The following is an 18,429-nucleotide window of genomic DNA, read 5'->3' on the forward strand; positions in this document are numbered from 1 at the left end:
CGCAAAAATTATCGAAATTTATCCTTGTGAGGCTGCCGACACCAGTTCATGCGCACGTTGAAGTGCTTCGTCCAGCTTGCTGGCATCCTTACCACCGGCTTGCGCCATGTCAGGTCGTCCGCCACCACCGCCACCGCATACGGCAGCAATTTCTTTCACGAGCTTGCCTGCATGAAGTCCAGCCTTGGTATGCTCTGCCGGAACTGCTACGACAAAATTAACTTTGTCGTCCATTGCAGCGCCGAGCACCAGCACAGCAGCCGGAAGTTTCCCTTTCAGTTCATCAGCAATCGCACGCAACGCATCCATGCTGGAAGCCTGCACGCGTGCAGCCAACAGCTGCACCCCGCCTACTTGCACGACCTGATCGGTCAGCTGGCCCGCCTCAATAACGCTCAGCTTGCTTTGCAGCGATTCATTTTCACGACTGAGGTCTTTAATTTGTTGCTGCAAAGATTCGATACGCTTTGGCACCTCAGACAGCTTGGATTTTACAAGCCCAGCTGACACCTTCAACAGCTCTAATTGACCTTCCATATATTCAAAGCCAAAACGTCCGGTCACCGCTTCGATACGACGTACACCTGATCCAATGCCGCTCTCGCTGACAAGCTTGAACAAGCCAATTTGCGAAGTATTGCTGACATGACAGCCACCGCATAGTTCAATGCTGTAATCGCCAACCTTAACGACCCGTACGATATCTCCATACTTTTCACCGAACAGCGCCATTGCTCCGAGAGCCTTGGCTTCATCAATCGGTTTCAATTCAATATTAACGTCCAGTTGGCTCCAGATGGCACGGTTTACACGCAGTTCAATATCCGCCAGCTCTTCTGGTGTAATGCTTCCAAAATGGGAAAAGTCAAAACGCAGACGCCCAGGCTCAACCAAAGAACCCGCCTGATTGACATGGTCACCCAGCACTTCTTTAAGCGCTTTGTGAAGCAAATGTGTAGCCGTATGGTTTTTCTCAATTTCTCCACGTGAAGCTTGATCTACTTCTGCTTTCACCGTATCGCCCACGTTCAACTCACCAGCTTCTACAACAACCTGATGCACATGCTGACCTTGTGGCGCCTTAAACAGTCCTTCGACCTTCGCGGTTACCGTACCTCCACGCAGCAAGCCTTGGTCACTGACTTGTCCTCCGCTTTCGGCATAGAAAGGAGTCACATCCAGCACGACCTGACAAGACTGCCCTTCACTAACACTGTCCACCAGTACATCTTCATATACAATCGCCACAATTTTAGACTCAGTTACGAGGTCATTATATCCAACAAATTCACTTTTAACCGCCAGTCCGGACAAAGCTCCGCCCTGAATCTTCATGCTCGCGCTGTCCTGATGAGCATCACGAGCGCGTTTGCGTTGCTCCTGCATCGCTTCATCAAAGCCTTCACGGTCTACTTTCAAGCCCTGCTCGTCCGCATAATCCTCTGTGAGATCGAATGGGAACCCGTACGTATCATACAGTTTGAAAGCATCTGCTCCGCTAATGACATTGCGACCTTCGGCCTTCGCCTGAGCACTGATATCGGACAAAATTGCCAATCCATCTGTCAGTGTTTCATGGAAGCGTTCCTCTTCCGTTTTGATCACTTTGATGATGAAATCACGCTTGTCCACTACCTCAGGGTAATACACACCCATGACATCCCCAACGGTTTTCACCAGCTCAAACATAAATGGACGGTTCATGCCCAGCATTTTTCCATAGCGCACAGCCCGGCGCAGCAAACGGCGAATCACGTAACCCCGTCCTTCATTAGAAGGCAGCACACCGTCACCAATTGCAAAAGCTACGGTGCGGACATGGTCAGCAATAACCTTAAGAGCCACATCACTGTCCACATTTTCGTTATATTTTACTCCCGCCATCGCCGCTGTTTTTTGGATTAGTGGCTGGAAGATATCCGTATCAAAGTTGGAATCCACATTTTGCAAAATGGATGCAAAACGCTCTAATCCAGCCCCTGTATCAATATTTTTGTTTGGAAGCGGCGTATAGCTACCGTCTTTGTTATGGTTGAATTGTGAGAATACGAGGTTCCACACTTCCAGATAACGCTCATTTTCTCCCCCCGGATACATTTCAGGGTCCGTCATGTCGCTGCCGTAGGCTTCGCCACGATCATAAAAGATTTCCGTACAAGGTCCACAAGGGCCTTCACCGATATCCCAGAAGTTATCTTCCAATTTGATGATACGCTCGGCAGGAAGTCCAACTTTTTCGTTCCACAGCTTGTACGCTTCCTCATCCTCAGGATACACAGTTACAGCCAGACGTTCCGGATCAAAACCAATCCATTTTGGATCCGTCAGAAACTCCCATGCCCATGTAATGACTTCTTCCTTAAAATAGTCACCAATGGAAAAGTTGCCGAGCATTTCGAAAAAGGTGTGATGACGGCGCGTTTTGCCGACATTCTCAATGTCGTTCGTCCGGATACATTTTTGCGAATTGGCAATACGTGGATTTTCTGGCTTCACACGTCCGTCAAAATAAGGCTTAAGCGGTGCCATACCCGCATTAATCCACAGCAGGGAAGGATCTTTATGTGGAACAAGCGGCGCGCTTGGTTCAATCACATGTCCCTTGCTTTCAAAAAACTCCAGCCATTTGGAGCGGATTTCACTAGCTTTCATATAAGTAGCCTCCTAATTATGGTGTCACTGGTTCCTGGCACAGGCCATAAAAAAACAGAAAAACGCCCCTGAACGGATCAGGGACGATTGTATCGCGGTACCACCCTGGTTAACGCCGTCCCCTCTGTACGAAATGCCCATGCGCAAGCTGCACACCAACATTTGCTTAACGGACGATCGATCGCCTTGTTTTCACTGGTAACGGGAGCATCCCGGCGGGTTCAGCCCGCACTTCGAAATGAGCTTTCCCTACTGGATAAACACATTTAAACATACTCAACTCAGTATATCCGTGTCATTTAGCCGTGTCAACGCGATTTCAGACAAGATACATACGGTGTATGGACAAAATCAGATTGTTTTCCGCTTCACGTAATAAGCAAAAAAATGCTGAAGTCCTACCTTTAAGACTGCCATCACGGGAACCGCTAAAATCAAGCCGGTAATTCCCGCAATTTCCCCACCCACTAGCAGAGCGAAAATAATGGCTATCGGATGCAGATGCAACGTTCGTCCCACCACCTGGGGAGAAATGACATTGCTCTCCAACACTTGAATACAGGTGTTAACGACCACGACCAAAAGCACCATTTTTAAGGAGACCGTAGAAGCCATGACTACTGCCGGAGCGGCTCCCAAAAAGGGGCCCAAATACGGAACGATGTTAAAAATTGCAACCACTCCTGCCAGCAACAGCGCATAAGGCATGCCAATGAGCATATATCCGAGATAAGCCATCACTCCAATAATGACGCATACCAGTAATTGTCCCCTGACATAGTTGCCAAGCGCCTGATCAATTTCCTTAAGTACCGTTACAATCGCCTTGCGACGAGAACGCGGGAGGTAAGACACAATCGTCCGCTCGAACACATCAAAATCCTTCAAAATATAAAAAATGAGGAACGGTACAATGAACACATTGAACAGCATATTGATCATCCCGCCGATGTTATCCATAAAGTTAGAAATCCCTGTTGCCATCCGATTCTCTAGTTGGAAAAACCATTGATTCATACCCGTTCGCACCCCTTGGGGCAAAATGCCGCTATCCATATTCGTCATTAATCCTTGTGCATGCATGGTCAGCTCAGGCAGATGCTCATTCAGCTCATCCAGTTGTTCAATGAACATCGGAATCAGGTTCATCAGAATCACAACGAGACTGGCTAAAAACACAGCATAGATGAGCAGCACAGCTACGCTTCGAGGCACCTTGCGACCGCCCAGCATACTGACAACCGGATTAAGTACATAGGAGATGATCATCGCTACCGCAAACGGAGCAATGATTGTTTTCAGAAATTCATACAAATGCAAAAACAAAGGTCGCAGCAGCCAGATAAAATATAGAATGACAAGTCCCAGCAGCGTCCATATTCCGTACCGGAACAGTCTACTTTTCGTTAATTGCTCCATTTCGTGCCCCCTTACTGGACTAGCCTCCTTTAAGTATATGCCTGTACCTCTACTTTAATCCTTCCCGCGAGTCTGGAATGCCCCATAGATTACCATTGTAAAAAAATGATGAAAACGGATGAAAACAATTAACAAAGTCATTCCATCTGACGATATAAGTACAAAGCACTACTTTAAGTTTTCACATTTCTGAAACATCGGGGGTCGTTACATGAACTTAAAAATCAAGCTTATTCTCCTTTTCACTTGCATTGTTATCGTTGCAGCTGGGCCATTGTCGATCATTAGCATGACAAGCGTTAAAAATCAGGCCAATCATGATATCCAAGAGCTTATGAACAGCAAAACCTCCGAAACCGTCAATCAGCTCGACGGATGGATAGGTGGTAATGCCAAAATTATTGAAACATTGGCTGCAGGTCTGGAATCCAGCGATATTTCATCAGATGCCAAAGCCGTATCTCTGAAGGCAGCTTTTCAAAACTATAAAGATCAAAATATTTCCAATATTTACGCAGGCTTTGAAGATGGAGCCTACTGGGATGGATCTGGCTGGTTTGAAGCAGGTTATGATCCTCGCGCTCGACCGTGGTACAAGGATGCCAAAACCAAGGGAGAAATGTATTACTCGTCCCCGTACATTGATGCAAATAGTACGAATTTCACCATTTCTATTGCGAAGCCTCTCAAAAATTCGAATGGCTCCGTCACTGGTGTGGTCAGCGAGGATATAATGCTCAACGATATGACAAAAATAATTAAAAGCATAGACTTGAACGGATTGGGCTACGCATTTTTGATTGACCAAAATGGAGCCGTGATCGCGCACCCAGACAACAAGCTGGCTGGCAAAAACCTCAAGGACAATCCCGAGTTGGGTTCATCAACCGCGGCCCTGCTGAGCGCAGCTTCGGGAGAAACAGACTATAGCTATAATGGTAGTGACCGTCAGCTTTATTTTAAAAAGATGCCTAGCACAGGCTGGATTGTAGGGTTGTCCATTTCCAAAGATATTGCTTTTCAGGAGTATTACTCCACTCGTAATATGTTGATTATAACGGTTGCTATCATCTTGGTTGTCGCTATGCTGCTGGCGATCTGGGCGGCAAACAACTTTATTAAGCCGATTCGCAGACTCCAAGCGAATGTCAAACGTATAGCTGAAGGCGATATGACCGCTCGTGTGGATGTTAAAGGTAAAGATGAAATTGCCAGCCTGGGGACAGATTTTAATATCATGTCTGATAATCTCTCTCACCTGTTGCGCAAGGTATCAGATACGGCGGGCGATGTCAGCTCAGCTTCCCATGATATGCATCAGCACGCTAAGGATACTGGAACCATCGCGTCACAAATCTCCAGTGCAGTTCAGGAGCTTGCCCAAGGAGCGAGCGATCAGGCTGAAGCTGTATATTCCGGCTCTGAGAAGCTGACTCACATGACAGGCTCCATCGACCAGATTGGCGAAAGTGTTAAACGGACCCAAACTGCCGTTTTCGAAACAGATTCTGCCGTGCTTGCAGGGTATGAAACAGCAGAACGTCAAGCGAAACTGGCCGCCGAGTCCAGACAAACGACGACTGCGGCAGGAGAAGCCGTAGATTCGCTCGCGCTGAAAACTCAGGATATTGAGCGGCTGGCCGGGGCCATCCACGATATCGCCGCACAAACAAACCTGCTGGCCCTCAATGCATCCATCGAAGCGGCACGGGCCGGAGAACACGGACGAGGTTTTGCCGTCGTCGCGGGAGAAGTGAGAAAGCTGGCTGAGCAAGCGGGCAGTTCCAGTGACAGTATCATGAGTAAGCTGGAAGAAATTAAAATTGCAGGAGTACAAAGCGCGGAGGAAATGAAGAAGGCTCTTGCTGTAACTGTAGAACAGGAGCATGCTGCCATTGCAACGAGACAGGCGTTTGAATCCATTCGTGGGGCTTCTCAGCATATGCTTGCCCAAATTGAGGACGTTACCGCCGCTACAGATCATCTCCGTGTGAATGCTGGACATATTTCCGATGTCATTTCCAGCGTTGTCGCTGTTTCTGAACAAAGTGCAGCATCTACAGAGGAAGTGGCTTCCTCTGTGCAAGAACAAGGTCATGCCATGAACAATATTGCCGACCTTTCTGCCAAACTCGATTCTCATGCAGATCTTTTATTGGAAGAGGTCAAACGCTTTAAATTGTAGAACTAACCATCTTCACAAAAACGGTATACAAAAGAGGGTGCCCCAGCCAATATGGCCGTTCGGGGCACCCTCTTCGTTGTTTTTATCAAGCATTATCCAACCTACTAAGCGTATGTAGATCACACCTCTTAGCAAGCAGCCTGTCCACTTTCGGTGTCAAGCTTAGGAAGAAGCATGAATTTGCGGCAAGTCCTGTTGTGCCATCTCATCTCCAAAGAATAGGTCGTCCAGCGAACTGAGCGTTCCATCCTCTTCCACTTGGTAGACAGACATTTTTTCACCATTCACCTGAAGTTCGATAAAGCATCCCCAGCAATAAAATTGATGGGAGCCGATTTTGCCGATATCTTTGGAATTACAATTCGGACATCTCAATAAACTCACCCTATCCATTAACAGAATATATGGCTTTTTCCAGACGCTGCTCGCTTAACGGGGGAACCATAACAGCATTTTCCCCGATGGACATATCTTCGGTGCAGGGCAGCCATTTCCGCCCCTCTATAATATCCGATACAAAACCATCGCTGATTTCCAAGCCTATTATGTTATTGCCCATTTCCTGGTCAAAATAAACATCCGAGATGTGCCCGAGCATAAGCCCTTCCTCTGTTAGCACGGATAGATCCTTCAGTTTACCGGGTCCAAGCAAGTACGTATGTTGTATATCATGGGCCTCCGTTTTACGGACAGCCTGCTGATTGCGAATCATGATCGCATCCTCACCGTAAGCAACGATGTCATCCCAAGCAACCATTTTCACGTGAGAAGAAAAAAGCCCTTTTCCTTCCAACTCGATCCCTGTGATCCGCCAATCAGCTGTCACCATAAAGTCATGTATTTTACCAATCTGCTTCCCGTCCTCCACATCGAAAACGGCAAGTCCGATCATATCTTGAAGCTTCATATATAGGGTACCTCCTCATTTTGCAATCCGAACGAAGGTGCGGTCCTTTTCCTACATGCCTGTCAGACCTTGCTTCCGTTCATGCAATGAAATGGAAAACCGCCCCTCCCTTCTTATTAAAATGCGGAGAAATCCCTAGTACCTAGTACGCAGCCGCTTCCATATGGTTTCAATTTTCTTGGCCGTGTATTCCATTTCTTCCGTAGTATTACCCAAACCGAAGCTAAACCGAATCGCTGAATGTAAAACATCTTCAGGAAGATCCATCGCCTGCAATACATGCGATAGCTCTAGAGATCCGGAAGTACAGGCTGATCCGCTTGCTGCTGCGATTCCTTCCATGTCAAGGTTCATCAGCATGGTCTCTGTACCAATGGCCGGAAAACTAACATTAAGGACATTAGGTAAAGAATGATCAGGATCACCGTTAATTACAAAATTTTGGCTACCCAGAGTGTCTTCCAACCCTTTAAGCAGTGTCTGGCGAAGAACCGTATCGTGCACCCCACGCTCCTCAATGGAAGCATTAGCTAGAGTTGCGGCTTTAGCCAGACCCGCAATACCGGCGATGTTTTCTGTCCCGGCACGGCGTTTCTTTTCCTGAAGTCCCCCATGCATTAGCGGCTGAATGCGTGTACCTTGGCGGATATATAATGCACCCACCCCTTGTGGTCCGTTAATCTTATGACCCGACACACTCAGTAAGTCAATTGGGAGATTCCGGCAGTCGATGGATATATGACCGTAAGCTTGAACCGCATCTACATGGAATACAATGCCATGTTCTCTCGCAATCTGCCCTACTTCTGAGATCGGCTGAATGACGCCCACCTCATTGTTGGCATACATCATGCTGATCAAAAAAGTGTCCGGACGAATGGCAGCCTCGATATCCGCAGGGTTCACGCGTCCAAAACCGTTGACCGGGACATAAGTCACCTCATACCCCGCTTTTTCCAGCTCATCACAAGCATGAAGCACTGCGTGATGTTCAACCGCGGTTGTAATCATATGCCCGGAAGTACGGCCGTCTGCCGTAGCCGTCCCAAACAGGGCCAGATTATCGCTTTCTGTCCCTCCGCTCGTAAATATAATTTCTTCAGGCTTGCAGCCCAAAGAGGCCGCAACGGCATCCCGAGCAGCGCTGACGGTGCGCTTGGCATCGCGGCCAAAGGCATGAACGCTCGAAGCGTTGCCATATTGGCCGGTCATGATGTCCATCATAGTCTGCGCAACCTCAGGATGCATAGGAGTCGATGCGGCATGATCCAGATAAATTCTGTTCATGTTAATCCACCTCAAATGTAGAACATGTAATTGTCCAATTCATCATGTTCTTGGTATGTGATCAAGTCCTTAAGTGTAGTAGAATCCAACACTTCAGCAATGCTGTCACGAATTCGCAGCCACAGCTGACGTTTTGCCGGATCGTCTTCTTCCGTGAAATCTACCGGAGATATCGGACCTTCCAGTACACGAATGATGTCTCCCGCTGTTACTCCTGCCGGTTCATTCGCCAAAATATAACCGCCGTAAGCACCACGGATACTTTTTACCAAACCTGCATTACGCAAAGGCGCGATGAGCTGTTCCAGATAATGCTCTGACAACTGATTTTTTTCGGCAATACTTTTCAAAGAAGTTGGACCTTCGCCAAACCTGGCTGCAAGTTCCATCATAATGGTCAGGCCATAACGGCCCTTCGTTGATATTTTCAATTGTGCCACCTCACTTATAGTAACAATTCCGTTAAACACGCGGAATAACTGGTGTTGTAAACCTCTCTATTCCGATCCTAACCCTCAGCTTATGTTAACATATTAGGGCAGGTAAAGGGAAACATTACGGTAACAATCTTAAAAAAAGTTGCTTTCGAGCGATTTGGAACAGCTTTAGCCCATTTTATATAGCTTTCTTCCATCGTTCGCCGTGTCGTTTGATCGTCCAAACATCGTATCTTATTATCGTTTATGTTACAATAGGTGGGTTCTACAACAATATTGAAAGAATTGGGTGATGACCATGGCTAAAGCCAATCATGAAACCCGTGTCGTCGTCGGGATGTCCGGTGGCGTCGACTCATCCGTTACCGCGCTGCTGCTGAAGGAGCAGGGCTATGACGTAATCGGCATCTTCATGAAAAACTGGGATGACACGGATGAATTTGGCCGTTGTACGGCTGAGGAGGATGCGGAGGATGTGCGCCGCGTCTGTGAACAGATCGACATTCCTTACTATACCGTCAATTTTGAGAAAGAATACTTCGATAAAGTATTCTCCTATTTTCTTGATGAATATAAAGCTGGACGCACACCCAACCCGGATGTCATGTGTAACCGTGAAATTAAATTCGGCGAGTTTCTAAATAAAGCGCTGGATTTGGGAGCAGATTATGTTGCTACTGGACATTATGCACGGGTTGTGGAAGAAGACGGCCACTTTACTTTGCTGCGAGGTGTGGATAGCAACAAGGATCAGACTTATTTCCTAAATGCATTAAGCCAAACACAGTTGTCCCGAGCGATGTTTCCCATCGGTCATCTGCCGAAACCAGAAGTACGTAAAATTGCGGAAGCTGCGGGACTGTATACGGCCAAGAAGAAAGACAGCACAGGCGTATGCTTTATCGGCGAGCGTAATTTCAAGGAGTTTCTGAGTGGATATCTGCCTGCAAAAGGTGGAGACATGGTGGATATCGCTACTGGTGAAGTCAAAGGACGTCACGATGGTCTGATGTACTATACACTGGGTCAACGACAAGGCTTGGGCATTGGCGGATCGGGTTCAGGCGAACCGTGGTTTGTAGCGGATAAGGATCTGGAGAAGAATATTCTGTATGTGGTACAAGGTGATCGTCACCACAGTCTGTATTCTACCAGCCTGATTGCAACGGACGTGAACTGGATTGAAGGCGCAGATACTCGTCCGACCAGCGAATTCCGTTGCACAGCCAAGTTCCGTTATCGCCAACCTGATCAGCAAGTAACTTTACAATGGCTTGCGGATGGAACCGTGCATGTCATATTCGATGTACATCAAAAGGCCATTACACCTGGACAAGCTGTTGTATTTTACGACGGGGAACGCTGTCTGGGTGGCGGAACCATTGATAAGGTTGAAAAACTTCAGCCTGAAACAGTTTAAATAAAATGACCATTTTGCATTGATATAGCAGGGAATTAAAAAAGTCGTCTCTCCAGATTTGGGAGGCGACTTTTTTAATGAAAGATGTTTTTAGTAATGGCTTGTAAAGAATTGATAATCTGCTCTTTATGATGTCTGTCATGCTGGACAAACATTCCTTGCAAAAAATTTTCCATGGTGTATGCACGTCCCTTTTTTAATCCATTGGTATGCTTCCCATTTAAAATAGGAACCGTCATATTTAAATAAGATCGCTACAATGGACTTCTAACTTCTTCCCTATGTAATCCTTTTCGAATTAACTTGAAAGACCATTAATACATAAGGAACTTTTGATAACATCCTCATTTGGGTATATGATGTAGACAAGATCATACTTCAATTGAAAAGGAGCGTGCCTTTATGTCTGATTCATTAGGAATGCTGACACCGGGTAAAAAAGTTTCTTTGAAAGAATGGGACCCCAAGGATACAAAAAATATCAAAAATAAAGAAGAAATCCGACTGGAAACAGATCAATTGAAGGAACGCTTCACGGAATTACAAAGCAAATTATTTACAGAGAAAAAACAATCCGTTTTGTTTGTATTTCAGGGTATGGATTGCAGCGGCAAAGATGGCGTCATCAAACAGGTATTTTCCAACCTTAACCCTGCGGGGGTGACTGTCCACAGCTTTAAATCACCTACGGCTGAGGAATTGAGTCATGATTTCTTATGGCGTGCTCATAGCGTTACCCCAGGACGTGGATATATTGCAGCATTTAACCGTTCTTATTACGAGGATGTGCTGATTACACGTGTTCACGGACAGATATCCGATAAGCAGGCCAAACGGAATATTAAGCATATCAAGCATTTTGAACAATTGTTGCTGGATAATGGTGTAAAGGTGGTTAAAATCTTTTTACATATTTCAAAGCAATTTCAGTTAGAAAAGCTGATCGACCGAATTGAAAAGCCTCACAAAAACTGGAAACTCGATCCAAGTGACTTGCAGGAACGAAAATTTTGGAAGCAATATACCCAGTATTATGAGGATGTATTAGAGCTAAGCGCAACCAAACAAGCTCCTTGGTATGTCGTTCCTTCAGACAACCGTTGGTATAGGGATTATACTGTGCTACGGATTGCCGTCCAAACGCTGGAGGAAATGAAGTTGTCTGATCCTGATCCAAGACCTGAACTTGAATCCCTTTTACCTGAATTGTACAAAGAACGAGATAAAAAATAGCTGTATAGGTACAGCACTAAGCTTCCGAAACCTTATCACGGCTGAAAATGCCTTGAGTACGGGATTGGAAGCTTTTTATTGCATTTTTACGTGTTATTTCGAAAATGTATAAAGCTTAACTGACTCTGTACCCGATAGCCGCAGCTACAACTCCTACCACGACAGAGGACAGTACATACATAGCCATGCGTCGGTATTCTTTACGCTCCATCAGTTGAAGAGATTCATAGCCAAATGTGGAAAAGGTGGTGTAGCCGCCACAAAAACCTGTTCCTAGCAGCATCCAGAGTGCAGGAGACAAATGGTTTTGCGTAAACTCGCCATAGAGCCAGCCTAGCAGCAATGAACCGCTGACGTTAATGATCCACGTCCCCCACGGAAATGCGGTACCAAACCTCTTTCCGGCCCACATGCCAAGCCCGTATCTCGCCAGTGTACCCACGATACCGCCTGCCGCTGCCCACCAGATCATAAGCGTTCCTCCTTGGGAGCAGCCTGCGTCATTTTTGAACCTAGGCGGATACCTATCCATGTCAAAAACAGCCCTCCGCCTACGCTAAGCAGCAGGTACAACACAGCCGTCAGCATACGATCGTGAACCGTGAGGCGGACAGCATCCACTGCAAAGGTGGAAAAGGTGGTAAAGCCCCCTGTAAAGCCTGTTCCGATGGCAAGTCGCAATCGCGGCTTGATCCGCCATGATCGCAAGGTTACCGTAAAGAACCAACCCAGAAACAGGCAGCCGATCCAATTGATTAGCAGCACACCAAGTGGAAAATCCGCACCCGCCGCAGGCAGCAGCGATTGCAGACCATAACGGGTAGAGGTTCCAAGCGCTCCGCCCGCAGCAACGAATAGCACGTCTTTCATCTTTTTATCCCCTTCTTCGCTCTTGCACGATCATGGTGTAACGTGACGATATCGTACACACTCTGTATATGAAGTCGCACATATATTAAGACTGTGAATCCCGCCACCGCTGGTTTTGCCTGATTTTGGACTCATTCCCCTGCTCAGTAGCCTGATAGAAGGTTTGGTCTGCTATCGAATCGGGCAAATATTGCTGCTTCACATAATGATTCGGATAATTATGTGGATATTGATAGCCAACATGACCGAGCTTTTCCGAGCCTTTGTAGTGTGCGTCACGCAAATGGAGTGGCACCTCGGCCGATTTGATATCGTCCATAGCCGACATGGCCCGTGAAATCGCTGTATATACGGCATTCGATTTGGGGCTTTCCACGGCAAACAAAATGGCCTGTGCAATATTCAGTTTGGCCTCGGGCCAGCCGTTATTGCGATAAGCTTCAAGCGCACTCACCGCTTGCACCATTGCCTGCGGGTTCGCCAGGCCAATGTCCTCACTGCTCGCCGCGATGAGGCGGCGGATAAAGGTCATCGGGTCCATGCCGAGCTTTTCTACGGCATACAGGAACCAGAACAGCGCGGCGTCGCTAGAGCCGCGAATGCTTTTGTGAAAGGCCGACAGCACGTCATACTGCGTGGATTCATCTGCTTTGACAATCGGGCGGCGAATGGATTCCTCTGCGACTTCCAGTGTCACGTGAATCGTGCCGTCTGCCAGCGGAGGCGTCGTGAGCGCCGCCAGTTCTAGCGCGTTCAAAGCGCGGCGGATATCACCGTTCGCCATGGACGCGATGTGAGCCAGTGCAGCTTCATCTACCTGAAGCTGCATGTAGCCGAGCCCTTTGTCCGCATCACTCAAGGCGCGGCGCATAGCAGCCAGCGAATGCTCCTGCGTTAGCGCTTCAAGCTGGAACAGCGTAGAACGGCTCATTAAAGCGCCGTTGACGTAGTGAAAGGGATTTTCAGTCGTGGCGCCAATAAACACGATCGTGCCCTTTTCCACCGCAGGCAGCAGTGCATCCTGACGTGAACTGTTAAACCGATGTACCTCGTCGAGAAACAAAATAGTTTTTTTGCCATACATCGATTTATTCGTCTGTGCACGGTCAATGACTTCTCTTACGTCTTTCACAGATGCTTCTACAGCATTCAGACGTACAAAATCGCCTTGCGTGTGTTGCGAGATGATATGTGCCAGCGTTGTTTTGCCGCACCCCGGTGGTCCGTACAACAAAATAGAAGAGACCTGATCTGCCTCTATAGCTCTTCGCAGCAGCTTACCCGGACCCACAACATGCTCCTGTCCAATATATTCATCCAGCGAAGTCGGACGCAAGCGATCCGCAAGCAACCGATTGCTTGGCGTTGACTCTTGGGAATATGAAAATAAGTCCATTTCATTCACTTCCTTATGGTTTATGAACGAACACTTTCTCTTTTTCTTCGAAAACCTACTATATTATGTTCGCTCATACGGTTAAAAATCATGAAAATTCAAGTCATCTATAATCCTGATACAGTGTAAACCGCCTCTTATTCTACCATATCCGTTAACAAGTTGCAGATAGCATGGTCACGGCACAGCTGTAGATCTCCAAGTCAGTCGCCCACAAAAAAAGAAAGAACAGCCTTAGACGAAAGATGAATTTCGTGGCTGTTCTTCGACTGACATGACTTCCTAATTTTCATTACTAAGATAAACAGTAAACAAAAAGGAATACAACAACTCAGGCGATGCTTTACAACACTTTTCTGTTTACTCCGTCTGTGCCTGTACGTAACTAGGAAGTGAGCCATCATGCAATAGCCACAGCTCATGCAGCGCACGGGTACATCCTACATACAGCAGCTTGGCATCCCATGCCCGTTCTCCATAATGCTCATGGTCGGCATCCGCCACAATAACTGCATCGAACTCCAGACCTTTGGATAGGTACACAGGCAGTACCGACAATCCGCCTTCATATTGCTTTTTACCACCGTCAATCAAATTCACATCCAACCCCGCGCTTGTGAAAACCTCATGTAGCTCCACAGCCTCTTTTAAGGTACGGGTCAGCACAGAAATAGTACGATACTCCTTGGAGGACAGCTCTTTTAGAGCGGTGAGCAAACTCTGCTCACGCACCGATGAGTCGTAAGACATCGTACGCACCGGATCGCCACTACGAAATACCGGAACTGCCGTAATACCGCCGCGAACTCCCTGCTCCAAAATTGTGTTTGCAAATTCTATAATTTCCAAGGTTGATCTATAGCTCCGCGTAAGTGCAAAATACCCTGTATGTTCGGGCGCAAAAAGAGAACTCATTTCCTCCCACGCATGTACGCCACGATATTCATGAATGCCCTGCGATAAATCGCCCAGTATAGTGAAGGAATGCCCTTTCACGAACAAATCCAGCAATGCGATATGAAAAGGTGAAAAATCCTGCGCTTCATCAATGACCACATGGTCAAAACGTTGAGATGACTCTACCTCATGAATCAGCACGTGAAGATACACTAACGCAGTCAGATCTTCTTCACGGATAATCTGTTTTCGCAGGTCCGACTGTGTGGTCTTAAAAATAGCAGTCGGCAGAGAAGCCTTCATCTCCGCAGCCGTATCTGCGGGTAACCCTTTAGCTGCCTGAAAAAGCTGCTTATAGAGCGTCAGTGCGTCATATTGTGGCCATTTTTTAGCATATGCCTTTTCCCGTGTCCCTGCCTTTTTCTTGCGTTCCTTGAGCGCTGCCGCCGAAGGCGACTTTTTCAGTTCCATTTCAATCCAGCGGTGCACTCTTGCCAGCACACGCTCCTTCCGCTTCGCGAGCGGATAAGGCTTATATTCCTCATTAAACCAATTCAAAATCTCAGCTTGTGGCAGCACCGCTCCATCCCATGGTGAAAAATCCCCCTCGGGCACGGAGATGGGCTCCAGTCGTTCAACAAAAGCTTGAAGCAACTCCATAAAGTGAACCGAGCCCTTGAATCTTCCCGGCGCCTCATCCATGGATTCCTTTCTCAGACTGCCACTCTCAAACCAATAAGATAATGTTTCGGCAGGATCAGCCAAAGGTAAATCCAAACCCAATAAGTCCAGTGCCCAGTCTGCAAATGTACTTTGCTGAATATTCCCGACCCCCAGCTCTGGAAGTACATCTGAAATATAGTCAAGGAACATATGGTTTGGTGCGAAAATTACCATTTTGTCCGCTGATACCTGATCCTTGTATTGATACAGCAAAAATGCGAGACGATGCAGCGCTACCGTCGTCTTGCCACTACCCGCTACCCCCTGAATAACGAGGGCTGTATTTTTGGCCGCGCGGATGATCTGATCCTGCTCCGCCTGAATGGTAGACACGATATCCCGTAAACGGTTATCCTTGTTTTCTCCCAAACGATAAACGAGAAACTCATCAGAAACGGCAGGCTCGTCGCTTTCACGATTATATGTATCGGCTACCCGTTCCAGGATTTTTTTCCGAATGACAACATTACGCTTCAGATAGACCAAGCCCTCAATGGTTCCCTCAGGAGCTTCGTAAGACGCGGTTTCTTCACCACCTGTAAACGAATAAAACAAGCTGGCAATCGGTGCACGCCAATCAATCACCAGCGGATACGCTGACGTTTCTTCACGCTCCACTCCAATTTTACCGATATAAAGTGGCTTCCGCTGCCCTCTGCCACGCTCGTCAAAATCCATACGACCAAAATAAGGCTCCTGTGAGCTTTTGGCCAAAGCCTGACGTTTTTCCTCCCGTGCCGATTCCAGCACTTGCTCCGTAAAATCATGCCCGGTGTACACCGGCGTATTGCGAAGCCGTTCCAATCTCCGATCAATTTCCTCCATAGCAAGCGACAGCCTATGCTGTTCTTCTTGATAGGCACTTTGAAACTCATTCTCCATTTCAGTTACCTCCTAAGAATATCAAGTCTCGATTTCTGCATCGCATTCACTTGCTCCGACACAAAAAAAGGAAAGTAAGCGTAACACATTTAACCATAAAAATCCAACCTTATTTCCTAATACCCCTTTTTCCCTACTCTTTCACAAAAGTATGAAGCTTTGCTGCGGCACCAGTGGAGCGGGTGATTTGAATCCGAAGAAGCGGAGCGATCGGAGGATCAAATCACACGGAAGCGGCCTCTAATGCTCCATACTCCTCTCCCCCATCTCCACAAACTGCTTTTGAGCCAGCTCACGGTACACCTGATGGGACTCTAATAACTCAGTATGAGTTCCTGCACCGGTCACCTTGCCCTTGTCCAACACGATAATCTGATCGGAGTGAACCACCGTAGACAAACGATGAGCAATGACAATCGTCGTGCGTCCTTCCATCAAGTTCGCTAGGGCCTTCTGTACCTCATGCTCAGATGAGCTGTCCAGACTAGATGTAGCCTCATCCAGCATGAGAATGTCAGGGCTACGAAGAAGCGCACGCGCAATAGCGATCCGTTGACGCTGCCCTCCAGACAGCTTCATTCCCCGTTCTCCCACCTCAGTGTTGTAGCCTTGAGGTAGATCCATAATAAATGTATCCGCATACGCCATCGTGGCTGCTCGTCTCACTTCTTCCAAGTCAGCTTCGCGCCCCAAGCCATATGTAATGTTATCTCTGACCGTTCCGGTCATCATTGAGCTTTCCTGCGATACATAACCAATTTTGGAGCGCCAGGAGGAAAGTGTATATGACGATATCGGTTCGTCTCCATAACGAATTTCCCCTGTATCCGGCACATAAAAGCGTTCCAACAATGAAAACAAGGTGGACTTCCCACTTCCACTCGGTCCCACGAATGCTGTCGTCCGGTTAGCCGGGATGACCAAGTTCGCATTATGAAGGACCTCTTCACCTTCAGTATAGGAAAAGGCAACATCACGAAGTATAATATCTCTGCTCTCTTTTGCCGCTTCCTGCTTCAACTCGAGCGGTTCCTCTTCATGATCTAAAATCGTCTGAATCCGTTCAGTAGCCCCAACCACCTTTTGTAGACGTGAATACAGGGTCGTGAATTGTGCCATCGGTGTGATCACCTGAAACAGCAGCAAAATAAAAGCCACCAAATCCCCAGCGGTCAGCACACCCGATGCGACACGAACACCACCAACACCCAATATAATGACCAGCACTGCAGTCAACAAGAAGGTAGAAATGGGACCTACAAGAGCTAGGATGCGTGACTCTTGCAAACCGAAGCGGAACATCCGGTAAATACGATCCTCACCGGCCTGAGCCTCTCTGCTTTCGGTTCCGTAGGCCTTCACCAGTCTGATTTCGCCGATAACCTGACTCAACACTGAGGTCAGATCTGCCATCTCATCCTGCTGTTTTTTGGAGATACGGTACATTTTTCTGCCTACAGGAAATAAAATCAGGGCTGTTAGCGGAACAATAGCCATAATAATGAGCGTCATCACCCAATCCAGATAAAATAACAATGCAATACCACCAATAATTGCAATCACATTAGAAATCAGATTGACTAGATACTCCGTAATTAAGTTCATAATCAGGCTTGTATCATTGGTGACACGACTCATCGTATCTCCTGACCGATTTCGATCAAAGTAAGGGATAGGTAGAGATAAGATTTTATGCCATAAGCGTTTGCGCAAATTAGCCACAATCTTATGCCCAGCATAGTTCAACATATAGATAGAAACCGCCGAAGCCACCGCTTGAAGCACAAAAGCGCCAAGCAGACCAACAATGACCATACGGTTTAATGAAGAAAAGGTCAAGCCATCAATCAACCCTTTGGTCATCATGGGTACGATTAAACCAGCAGTGGTCTGAATCAGCGTCAGAATCAGGGCGATGATCAGAATGGCCTTGGGCGGATGCGCACTCGCAATCAATTTGATAAACCGCCCCATGCCAGCCTTATCGGGTCTTTTACCCGGCTTTTCCTTCATCCGGTCCTCCTGCTCATCTCGGTGTATATGATGTTCTTTTTCCATATACCATCAACCTCGCTTCCTGTCTGACCATTCTTGTTCAAACAACAACACCCGCGCTCTGCG

15 protein-coding genes are annotated in these 18,429 nt (G+C 47.2%); 4 read left to right on the forward strand and 11 right to left on the reverse strand.

Annotation, left to right across the window (positions count from 1 at the left end; all coding sequences use genetic code 11):
* Window positions 1–18: 18 nt before the first annotated feature.
* Window positions 19–2,652: an alanine--tRNA ligase gene (gene alaS / locus MKY24_RS20030; protein ID WP_264454655.1), complete on the reverse strand. Its 2,634-nt coding sequence runs from the start codon at window positions 2,650–2,652 to the stop codon at window positions 19–21.
* Between the two features lie 87 nt (window positions 2,653–2,739).
* Between alaS and MKY24_RS20035 the strand changes: the two genes are divergently transcribed.
* Complete coding sequence (locus MKY24_RS20035) at window positions 2,740–2,922, forward strand: hypothetical protein (RefSeq protein WP_142657862.1); 183 nt, start codon at window positions 2,740–2,742, stop codon at window positions 2,920–2,922.
* An 81-nt stretch (window positions 2,923–3,003) separates the two neighbouring features.
* Here MKY24_RS20035 and MKY24_RS20040 read toward each other — a convergent pair whose 3' ends face one another.
* On the reverse strand, window positions 3,004–4,071 hold the full coding sequence (locus MKY24_RS20040; RefSeq protein WP_023989907.1) for an AI-2E family transporter: 1,068 nt from the start codon (window positions 4,069–4,071) through the stop codon (window positions 3,004–3,006).
* A 211-nt stretch (window positions 4,072–4,282) separates the two neighbouring features.
* On the opposite strand from MKY24_RS20040, the gene MKY24_RS20045 reads away from it, so the two are divergent.
* A complete protein-coding gene (locus tag MKY24_RS20045; RefSeq protein ID WP_023989908.1) occupies window positions 4,283–6,256 on the forward strand; it encodes a methyl-accepting chemotaxis protein in 1,974 nt (657 codons plus the stop codon).
* Between the two features lie 162 nt (window positions 6,257–6,418).
* Here MKY24_RS20045 and MKY24_RS20050 read toward each other — a convergent pair whose 3' ends face one another.
* The 4 genes from MKY24_RS20050 to MKY24_RS20065 form a co-directional block, all read right to left on the reverse strand.
* Complete coding sequence (locus MKY24_RS20050) at window positions 6,419–6,631, reverse strand: hypothetical protein (protein WP_013311529.1); 213 nt, start codon at window positions 6,629–6,631, stop codon at window positions 6,419–6,421.
* A gap of 10 nt (window positions 6,632–6,641) precedes the next feature.
* A complete protein-coding gene (locus tag MKY24_RS20055) occupies window positions 6,642–7,163 on the reverse strand; it encodes a PRC-barrel domain-containing protein (RefSeq protein WP_013311530.1) in 522 nt (173 codons plus the stop codon).
* 135 nt (window positions 7,164–7,298) lie between these two features.
* Complete coding sequence (locus tag MKY24_RS20060) at window positions 7,299–8,450, reverse strand: cysteine desulfurase family protein (protein WP_028542436.1); 1,152 nt, start codon at window positions 8,448–8,450, stop codon at window positions 7,299–7,301.
* Between the two features lie 11 nt (window positions 8,451–8,461).
* The gene (locus tag MKY24_RS20065) at window positions 8,462–8,881 is read right to left on the reverse strand and encodes an Rrf2 family transcriptional regulator (RefSeq protein WP_013311532.1); all 420 of its coding nucleotides are present in this window, start codon (window positions 8,879–8,881) and stop codon (window positions 8,462–8,464) included.
* A 304-nt stretch (window positions 8,882–9,185) separates the two neighbouring features.
* Here MKY24_RS20065 and mnmA point away from each other — a divergent pair, with 304 nt between their 5' ends.
* Window positions 9,186–10,307, forward strand: coding sequence for a tRNA 2-thiouridine(34) synthase MnmA (mnmA, locus tag MKY24_RS20070; protein ID WP_023989910.1), 1,122 nt, complete (start codon window positions 9,186–9,188; stop codon window positions 10,305–10,307).
* A 402-nt stretch (window positions 10,308–10,709) separates the two neighbouring features.
* Complete coding sequence (locus tag MKY24_RS20075) at window positions 10,710–11,540, forward strand: PPK2 family polyphosphate kinase (RefSeq protein ID WP_023989912.1); 831 nt, start codon at window positions 10,710–10,712, stop codon at window positions 11,538–11,540.
* Window positions 11,541–11,655: 115 nt separating this feature from the next.
* Here the strand turns inward: MKY24_RS20075 and crcB (MKY24_RS20080) are convergent, their stop codons facing one another.
* The 5 genes from crcB (MKY24_RS20080) to MKY24_RS20100 form a co-directional block, all read right to left on the reverse strand.
* Complete coding sequence (crcB, locus tag MKY24_RS20080; protein WP_075154632.1) at window positions 11,656–12,012, reverse strand: fluoride efflux transporter CrcB; 357 nt, start codon at window positions 12,010–12,012, stop codon at window positions 11,656–11,658.
* The gene (crcB, locus tag MKY24_RS20085) at window positions 12,009–12,410 is read right to left on the reverse strand and encodes a fluoride efflux transporter CrcB (protein WP_075154633.1); all 402 of its coding nucleotides are present in this window, start codon (window positions 12,408–12,410) and stop codon (window positions 12,009–12,011) included. Before crcB (MKY24_RS20085) ends, crcB (MKY24_RS20080) begins: the two co-directional genes overlap by 4 nt.
* Window positions 12,411–12,495: 85 nt before the next feature.
* Window positions 12,496–13,806, reverse strand: coding sequence for a replication-associated recombination protein A (locus MKY24_RS20090; protein ID WP_023989915.1), 1,311 nt, complete (start codon window positions 13,804–13,806; stop codon window positions 12,496–12,498).
* Window positions 13,807–14,166: 360 nt separating this feature from the next.
* Entirely contained in the window at window positions 14,167–16,308 is a 2,142-nt protein-coding gene (locus MKY24_RS20095; RefSeq protein ID WP_075154634.1) for a UvrD-helicase domain-containing protein, read from the reverse strand.
* Window positions 16,309–16,548: 240 nt separating this feature from the next.
* Window positions 16,549–18,366 carry an ABC transporter ATP-binding protein gene (locus MKY24_RS20100; RefSeq protein WP_338532753.1) on the reverse strand — a complete coding sequence of 606 codons (1,818 nt, stop codon included), beginning with the start codon at window positions 18,364–18,366 and terminating at the stop codon, window positions 16,549–16,551.
* Window positions 18,367–18,429 lie beyond the last annotated feature (63 nt).

The sequence above is a fragment of the Paenibacillus sp. FSL P2-0322 genome (genome assembly GCF_037975315.1).
In the GTDB taxonomy this organism is placed as follows: Bacteria; Bacillota; Bacilli; order Paenibacillales; family Paenibacillaceae; genus Paenibacillus; species Paenibacillus polymyxa_B.

Excerpts from the sequence above, each read along its gene's own strand:
- alaS (WP_264454655.1), bottom strand. The coding sequence starts at position 2,652 with ATGAAAGCTAGTGAAATCCGCTCCAAATGGCTGGAGTTTTTTGAAAGC.
- MKY24_RS20040 (WP_023989907.1), bottom strand. The coding sequence starts at position 4,071 with ATGGAGCAATTAACGAAAAGTAGACTGTTCCGGTACGGAATATGGACG.
- MKY24_RS20045 (WP_023989908.1), top strand. The coding sequence starts at position 4,283 with ATGAACTTAAAAATCAAGCTTATTCTCCTTTTCACTTGCATTGTTATC.
- MKY24_RS20055 (WP_013311530.1), bottom strand. The coding sequence starts at position 7,163 with ATGAAGCTTCAAGATATGATCGGACTTGCCGTTTTCGATGTGGAGGAC.
- MKY24_RS20060 (WP_028542436.1), bottom strand. The coding sequence starts at position 8,450 with ATGAACAGAATTTATCTGGATCATGCCGCATCGACTCCTATGCATCCT.
- mnmA (WP_023989910.1), top strand. The coding sequence starts at position 9,186 with ATGGCTAAAGCCAATCATGAAACCCGTGTCGTCGTCGGGATGTCCGGT.
- MKY24_RS20075 (WP_023989912.1), top strand. The coding sequence starts at position 10,710 with ATGTCTGATTCATTAGGAATGCTGACACCGGGTAAAAAAGTTTCTTTG.
- crcB (WP_075154632.1), bottom strand. The coding sequence starts at position 12,012 with ATGATCTGGTGGGCAGCGGCAGGCGGTATCGTGGGTACACTGGCGAGA.
- crcB (WP_075154633.1), bottom strand. The coding sequence starts at position 12,410 with ATGAAAGACGTGCTATTCGTTGCTGCGGGCGGAGCGCTTGGAACCTCT.
- MKY24_RS20090 (WP_023989915.1), bottom strand. The coding sequence starts at position 13,806 with ATGGACTTATTTTCATATTCCCAAGAGTCAACGCCAAGCAATCGGTTG.
- MKY24_RS20095 (WP_075154634.1), bottom strand. The coding sequence starts at position 16,308 with ATGGAGAATGAGTTTCAAAGTGCCTATCAAGAAGAACAGCATAGGCTG.
- MKY24_RS20100 (WP_338532753.1), bottom strand. The coding sequence starts at position 18,366 with ATGGAAAAAGAACATCATATACACCGAGATGAGCAGGAGGACCGGATG.